The sequence below is a fragment of the Anaerophaga thermohalophila str. Valhall genome, assembly GCF_000250735.1.
Lineage (GTDB): Bacteria > Bacteroidota > Bacteroidia > Bacteroidales > Marinilabiliaceae > Anaerophaga > Anaerophaga thermohalophila_A.
The window spans coordinates 1-7,134 of sequence record NZ_AHZV01000160.1 but is presented as its reverse complement, the minus strand read 5'-3'; the positions used below and the strand labels follow the sequence as shown (position 1 = coordinate 7,134).

Below are 7,134 nucleotides of genomic sequence, written 5' to 3'. Positions count from 1 at the left end.
GTAGTTTCTTAGTCGGTAGTGTGATTCCCGGATACCGGCATACTTAAGAAACTAACAAAATCCCTGAACTATAGGAACGAAGAACCCGTACTTCATATTGCCAAAAACACAATAAACAATACATCAGCTTGTTTTACCGGTATTTTTCGTCACGGTTCAGAAAAATACTTACATAGCTGTTGTATCTCGAAGAGGCAATTTCACCCTTCTCAACGGCTTCTTTTACAGCACATCCCGGCTCATGGAGATGTGTACAGTTGTAATACCGACAACGGGGAGTATATTTAAAGATTTCCCGGAAGAAGTGAGACAATTCTTCTTTTTCAATATTGAACAATCCGAACCCCCTTATGCCAGGGGTATCAATGATGTATCCGCCAAAGCTGAGGGGATGCATTTCCGCAAAAGTAGTTGTATGCTTTCCGGTTTTGTGAGCATCGGAGATTTTTGCCGTTTTGAGGTTTAAAGAGGGCTCAACACGGTTGATGAGGGTACTCTTGCCCACACCCGAATGCCCGGCCAGAAGAGAAACCTTATCTTTCAGGAGCTCCCTGACCGCCAGGAGGTCCTCATCGTACTTTGCTGAAGTTGTCAGAACGTTGTAGCCGATATCCTTATATACTGAGATGGTTTCAGCCAACTGGTCCTTGTGGTACTGATCGTAACGGTCGGTTTTGTTAAAAATAAGGGTGGATGGAATATCGTAGGCTTCGGTGGTGGCCAGAAAACGGTCAATAAATACGGGTGTGGTAACGGGATAATTGATGGTTGCCACCAGAATGGCCTGGTCGATATTGGCAGCAAGTATCTGTGTCTGACGCGATAAGTTCGAGGCCCTCCTTACAATGTAATTCCGCCTTTCAAGGATTTCCTCAATGACCCCGGTACCAGAATTCTGGTCAAATGAGTATTTTACCCGGTCGCCCACCGCTACCGGATTGGTACTCTTCATCTCGTCCAGACGGAAGCGCCCCTTAATTTTACACGAGACCGGGTCATCGTCACCGGACTTTACTTTGTACCAGCTTCCTGTGGATTTTATTACAATACCTTCTTTCAAACGGACCTCAGTTTATAAGTCATTTTTCTTATTTCACATTTCAAAAATAGTGATTTATCAAATTCTTTCACAAGCGGGTAATAAATTATTTTGTTTTTCAATTCTTTTTCTTAATACGATGACACGTTCACCGTCATGCCAAAGTAATTCGAAATTCCATTTTTGACAGATGTACTCAAAAACAGGGAGGTCATAAAACATCACGTGGGTACGATCACGGGCATAGAACCAATTATCAAGACCCTGGCTCAGGTTGTAAAACAAAGTCATTACAATTAAAATACCGCCCGGTTTTAACAACCGGCTGATACGCTCTGTTTCTGCACGCGGATCATGAAAATGCTCAAAAGTTTCGGTGGCGAAAATAAAGTCGAAAGGCCCGTTGGCTAAGGGTGGTCCGAAAAGGGGATCATAATTGAAGCATTTAATACCCTCTTTTTGCAACACGCCTGAAAGTGCCGGGCAGGGACCACTTCCATAGTCGAGTCCTTTCATCCCGGGCTTCAGCCAGGAAAGAGCAGGGTGAACGGCCCGGTTAAGAAATGCTATGTAGCCGGGTGAATCCGGATCGTTTTCATGTTCGGTATAACGTTCTTTTTCTTCTATGGCCGAGGGAAGACTTTCGGGTTGGACGAATATCAACCGGCACCGGGAGCATTGATAATAACGCCTGTTCAAAGGACCGGGAATGGTTTTAAAATTTTTGCCGACCGAATTACAAAGTGGACAAACTAACATCATATTCAGGAGTCATCATTAGATTTTCAGATAAAAGATGATCATTCAGGAGTACTTCAGATAATCCTTTACTTCCAGAAAAGCTTTTTCGAGTCGAATCATCCGGTCTATCATGAATTTGTGAATTTCGGGCCAGGTTTCTTTAATATACATATCACCGGGCTGTTCAACATATACCCGGCACACTTCCCGTCCATTGTCCCTGACATAGGCAAAATCCCATATCATGGGCTCCCCGAACTGATCCTCAAAGAGACCTTTGGCAGCTTCCAGCTTTTCATACAGGGCCAATCGTTTTTCTTCGTTTTTGATGTTGATTTCGAGGGCGACAATAATTCTTTCGCGGCCAACATCAAAACGGAGATCAAGTCCTTTAATTCCGGTGTTATCGGCGATCCACAAACGTTTACGTCCCTTTTGTCCGGGCAGGCGGCGGGTGCGATTCCCCAGCTTCTGCCAGAATTCAAGTCGCAGAGCCTTGGCTTCTTCCTTTGAGAACATATCTTTTCCCTGGTTTTATTTCTCCTTCTTTCCTGAATTTATGAGCAAATAAAGCAGATAAACGATTCCCGTACCCATCAGCCCTATGGCAACGCGTTCCATAGTAACAGACCCGCCGTGTATCATTCCGAAACCGGCAACAATAAATAAAACCGCTATTATACCTAATTTGGTCTTCATGGTTTAACTATAAAAGATATACTAATCATCTTGCATCTTATATCTAAAAATCTAACGAATTATTAATGAGCAAACTTCAAAAATTATATCGCAAAGATAGTAAAAGCCTGTTGTTGATATAATTCTTTGTTTCCTCCGGCACCCCGTAACGGTCGAATTGAGTTCCCCATGCAGCCGAAGTATAAAGCCACTCAAGACCTATCCAGGCTTTTCCTGTAATGTATTTCAACCGGGGCGAAATGGCAAAAACCGAGGCAATCCTTCCCTCACTGCGCGACAATTCACCAATCACCTCTACTTCCTCATGCGACCCCATATTAGCTGTATAGCCTGCAAACAAACCGGGCTGCCATCCTTCGACCTCATTGGTATGCACATCCGTCCAAAGAGACGCAGTATAAAGAGACAGGTATTCCTCATCAGCCAATGATTTTCCTACACCTCCAAGCATAACCATCTCCGACAAATTGCTGCCGTAAATGCCCTCCAACTTAACGGTAATTCCTGAAAACCGGTAATTAAAAGAAGCATTGGAGTGCCACGCAGTTACCTTTTTTACCGGAAAAGAAGATTCAATCGTTTCGGGAACCGCCAGGTGCTTAACTCCTGCTGTAAAAGCTGTAAACATGCCCCTGCTGTGCCACTTCAACTGAATGTCCAGCTCGGGAAACATTGCCTTTTCGGTGCTGTTAAAACCAAACCCCGAACTTCGGAAATTGTTTTGATCAACCAGGTAAAAGAGGATTTGAGTGTTTTCAGAAGCATTCCAGGTAAGCCGTAACTGAGGCGAACGAATAAGCGGATGAAAAGGAGCGCCTGCATTGACATTGACCGTTGCGGGGAAATTTTCGGTAAGAAACAGGGGATGCCATGTTTGTCCGCCCAACAGTGACCACCTTTCTTTGGCGAATGTTACAAAGGCATGACGCAATCTGAAATTGGAATCGCCTGAGCCATTTCCTGCAAAATCACCTTCAATCATTGCCGAAGTCTGGAAGCCTGCCAGCACAGGGCCGGAAATATCCAGCCCGAAACGACTGTGAGCCGCATCAATATCGAATTCTCCTGAAGAATTCAGGTCTTCACCTTCTTCGTTTAACTTCGCTGGCAAAGGATAAAGATATATGTGCCGGTTGCGTGCATCTGCACTTTCACGGGTATTTAAAGCCGCATCTACACCAACATATCCGTGAAATGATACTTCAAATTCCTGAGAATGGCATACAAGAAAACCGAACACAAGCAAGGTAATGAGGATTATTGTCTTCTTCATCCGTATAAAATTAGGTTTGTAAAAATCTTACCGGTTTATCGACAAACACTACTAAATTGTTGGTCTGACATCTTCCTGCGAGCAGGGCAGGCAGTGTTGCCGGAAAGACTGCGAAAAAACAAAAAGTTCTTTTACCGGCCAAATTATTTAGCGACTGTACATAAAGTGCCATTTGCTGTGTTACGCTCGTCCGAAAATTACTCATTTATGATGAGTAAACTCCGTATTTTCGGACTTCGCAAGCCTTGTAAATGGCACTTTATGAACAGACACACATATTGAAGAAATTTTTTTGCGAGTTTATACTATTTGGGCCAGAGAGCAGGAACTCAAAATTCTAAACAGGTACCCGGGATAATTCCGGATTATCATCTCAAAGGTTGTACTCATATTCTTCCCTGCACAAGTAATTGTTTTAAGTTTTAAAAACACTAAGAAATTTTTCTTTCGTTTTTACTGCCGGAATTCTGCAGCAACCGTGTTGTAATACAGAAACTTTTTGCTCTTTAAATAATTCATAGACTCCTATTTTACAGACATATATTGTCTGATATTATAAATAATTTGTCTGTAATCAATAATCAATAGCCACTAACTCATCTATATTTGCTGTTAACAAAATCAAACCAGACTTAACGAATATTTCATTTCGCCTTGGCTAGTGTCGTGTCATGCATAAAATATCGCACCAGGCATCACTGATTTTCGTTTTTTCTTCATGATAAAAAGCTTACGTAGCTATGGCTATGCGCGCTTTTTATCATCTTGAAAAAAGCAAAAATCAGTTTCAACTTATACGACATTTTATACATGACACGACACTAATAACCAATATATGTTTTTTGTTATTACACTCAATTTACACATTATTAACAAAATTATGAAATATGAAAAAAATAATCAGTTTAGCAGCAGTAGCGCTGCTTTTATTGGTTGGATGTTCAGAAGATGAACCTGAAATGGACGTCCTTGTTGAAGAAGCCCCGGAGGCTCAGTTGAAATCTTATTCCTCAGGCGACCATGATGGTTTCTTTTGGTTCTTATGGACCGATGACCAGCAGGGGTATGTGGATTACCAAAACGGTGAAGGTGGAAACTATTCAGTTTCATGGGATTATACTGGTAATTTTACTTGCGGAAAAGGATGGAGTACCGGATCGTCTACAAGAGTTGTCGGGTATAACATTGGTGCACATACCCATTCAGGAGGGGGAAGTATAGCTTATTACGGATGGACCAGAGATCCGTTGATTGAGTACTATGTAAACGAGCGCTGGGGCGACCATCGGCCCACAGGAGAATATCGTGGGAGCGTAACTTCCGATGGTGCTACCTATGATATTTACACTGCTATGCGTTACAACGCACCCTCTATCGACGGAACGCAAACCTTCCGCCAGGTTTTCAGTACCCGTCGTTCTATGGCTCCCGTTGGTGAAAACCGAACCATTACTTTTGCCAATCACGTTAATGCATGGGGAGCTGCAGGACTTGGTCTGGGCAGCACCTGGAATGCTTATGCCATTATGCTGACCGAAGCATACAGTGGCAGCCAGGGATATGCTAATTTAACTGTTTGGGAAGGCGGAAGCAGTAATGGCGATGATAATGGCGGTAGTGCTCAATATTATCGCATCCAGAACCGTGGTACGGGTTTGTATCTTGATGGTATGGGCCGCACAGAAAACGGGGCTGATTTGGGACAATATGCCAACACGAACCATGAAAACTCCCATTGGATCAGAGAGGTTTCCGATGGTTATGAAAGATTTAAGAACCGTGCCACCGGTCTTTATATAGATGGCATGGGACGAACCACAAATGGAGATAATTGCGGACAGTATGCCAATACGACGCATGTTAATGCGCAATGGAGCCTCGAATCGTCGGGTGATGGCTACTACAGGTTGAGAAACCGTGGTACCGGCATGTATCTCGACGGAATGGGCAGGACAACCAACGGTGATCCGGCAGGACAATATGCCAATACAACGCATGTCAATGCACAATGGCGATTTGTCCCTGTTCAGTAGCTCCTGAATAATAATGATATAGTTACATTCAAATGATAATGAAAAGCATGTATTGATATTTCGCGCTGTCCGGGTAACTCCGGGCAGCGTTTTAATTGGTAACCATTCAACTTATTCTCATGTCAAAAGCAAAATTTATTCTTCCCCTGTTATTTCTGACTTTATTTGCAGCTTGCAAAAAACAGCCTGTGGATGAATTTGTTCTGATAAAAGGCGGGTCATTTAATCATCCTGGTTCAAACTATCATGACAGTACTATAAGTCTTCCTGATTATTATATAAGCAGATATGAAATCACCCAGCAGCAATGGGAAAAAGTAATGGGAACCAATCCATCTGCCTTTAAAGGCGATAAACTGCCGGTTGAAATGGTAAGTTGGTACGATTGCATAGAATATTGTAATCGCCGGAGTATTTTGGAAGGACTTGAACCTTGCTATTCAATTAAGAAACAAGAAACAGATACCGTAAACCGGAATAAACTTGATGATATTAAATGGGTGGTGGAGATGGATTTTAATGCAAACGGGTATCGGCTGCCAACCGAAGCAGAATGGGAGTATGCAGCAAGCGGCGGACAAAAAAGCAAAGGCTATACTTATAGCGGAAGCAATGAAATCTTGTCCGTTGCGTGGTTTTGGAGAAATTCGGGAGATGCATATCTGGAAGGTGATTGGATATGGGACAGAATTGAAAAAAACAATTGCAGAACCAGAGAAGTAGGTCTAAAAGCGCCCAATGAACTCGGCCTTTTCGACATGTCCGGGAATGTGAGAGAATGGTGTTGGGACTGGTATGAGGACAATCAATTAAGAAAAGGACATGGACGCGTTTGGCGAGGCGGTGGCTGGATGGGCGGTAAACATGCCTGTGCAATTTCTTATCGTGGTGTATTTGAAGCCAATGGCAAAGGGCCTGATCAGGGTTTACGTGTCGTCCGAAATACCCAATAGATCAAAAATAATATCACTACTAACCAACAATAGTCAGTTAAGAAAGGCCTAAACGCAGAGACACAATAACGCAAAGTTTTTAATATAAGAGCGTTGTGGCTTATATCATTAATTGTGTAAATAATTTAGTATCCGTCCATAAAGTACCATTTGCTGTATTACGCTTGCCGCCAAAATACTCATTTACGAAAAGTAAACTCCGTTTTTGGCGGCTTCGAAAGCCTTGCAACCGGTACTTTCTCAACAGACACGCATATTGTGAAAACTTTTGGCGAGTCCACAGACACGCACTATTTAGCCTTCATTTGCTTAAATTATCTCCTCCTCGTGGAAAGTCCATTAAAGTCATTATTTTAGCAGAGAAAAGTTAATGAAACAAGCATGGCAGGGATTGCA

The 7,134-nt window shown here is 42.8% G+C and carries 7 protein-coding genes; 2 read left to right on the top strand and 5 right to left on the bottom strand.

Annotated features, from left to right (window positions below):
• Positions 1–133: 133 nt before the first annotated feature.
• The 5 genes from rsgA to OQ5_RS0108455 form a co-directional block, all read right to left on the bottom strand.
• Positions 134–1,060 carry a ribosome small subunit-dependent GTPase A gene (gene rsgA, locus OQ5_RS0108475; RefSeq protein ID WP_016777075.1) on the bottom strand — a complete coding sequence of 309 codons (927 nt, stop codon included), beginning with the start codon at positions 1,058–1,060 and terminating at the stop codon, positions 134–136.
• 57 nt (positions 1,061–1,117) lie between these two features.
• Positions 1,118–1,738, bottom strand: a complete 621-nt coding sequence (locus tag OQ5_RS0108470) for a class I SAM-dependent methyltransferase (RefSeq protein ID WP_176694068.1) — start codon at positions 1,736–1,738, stop codon at positions 1,118–1,120.
• A gap of 105 nt (positions 1,739–1,843) precedes the next feature.
• Positions 1,844–2,299 carry a DUF4268 domain-containing protein gene (locus tag OQ5_RS0108465; RefSeq protein ID WP_016777073.1) on the bottom strand — a complete coding sequence of 152 codons (456 nt, stop codon included), beginning with the start codon at positions 2,297–2,299 and terminating at the stop codon, positions 1,844–1,846.
• Between the two features lie 15 nt (positions 2,300–2,314).
• Positions 2,315–2,479 carry a hypothetical protein gene (locus OQ5_RS23450; protein ID WP_016777072.1) on the bottom strand — a complete coding sequence of 55 codons (165 nt, stop codon included), beginning with the start codon at positions 2,477–2,479 and terminating at the stop codon, positions 2,315–2,317.
• A 76-nt stretch (positions 2,480–2,555) separates the two neighbouring features.
• Positions 2,556–3,752 (bottom strand): hypothetical protein, encoded by a 1,197-nt coding sequence (locus tag OQ5_RS0108455; protein WP_016777071.1) that lies wholly within the window; start codon positions 3,750–3,752, stop codon positions 2,556–2,558.
• 887 nt (positions 3,753–4,639) lie between these two features.
• Here OQ5_RS0108455 and OQ5_RS22430 point away from each other — a divergent pair.
• The gene (locus OQ5_RS22430; protein WP_016777070.1) at positions 4,640–5,785 is read left to right on the top strand and encodes a glycoside hydrolase family 11 protein; all 1,146 of its coding nucleotides are present in this window, start codon (positions 4,640–4,642) and stop codon (positions 5,783–5,785) included.
• A 119-nt stretch (positions 5,786–5,904) separates the two neighbouring features.
• Positions 5,905–6,738: a formylglycine-generating enzyme family protein gene (locus OQ5_RS0108445; RefSeq protein ID WP_016777069.1), complete on the top strand. Its 834-nt coding sequence runs from the start codon at positions 5,905–5,907 to the stop codon at positions 6,736–6,738.
• The last annotated feature ends 396 nt before the right edge of the window (positions 6,739–7,134 follow it).

Excerpts from the sequence above, each read along its gene's own strand:
- OQ5_RS22430 (WP_016777070.1), top strand. The coding sequence starts at position 4,640 with ATGAAAAAAATAATCAGTTTAGCAGCAGTAGCGCTGCTTTTATTGGTT.
- OQ5_RS0108455 (WP_016777071.1), bottom strand. The coding sequence starts at position 3,752 with ATGAAGAAGACAATAATCCTCATTACCTTGCTTGTGTTCGGTTTTCTT.
- OQ5_RS0108445 (WP_016777069.1), top strand. The coding sequence starts at position 5,905 with ATGTCAAAAGCAAAATTTATTCTTCCCCTGTTATTTCTGACTTTATTT.
- OQ5_RS23450 (WP_016777072.1), bottom strand. The coding sequence starts at position 2,479 with ATGAAGACCAAATTAGGTATAATAGCGGTTTTATTTATTGTTGCCGGT.
- OQ5_RS0108465 (WP_016777073.1), bottom strand. The coding sequence starts at position 2,299 with ATGTTCTCAAAGGAAGAAGCCAAGGCTCTGCGACTTGAATTCTGGCAG.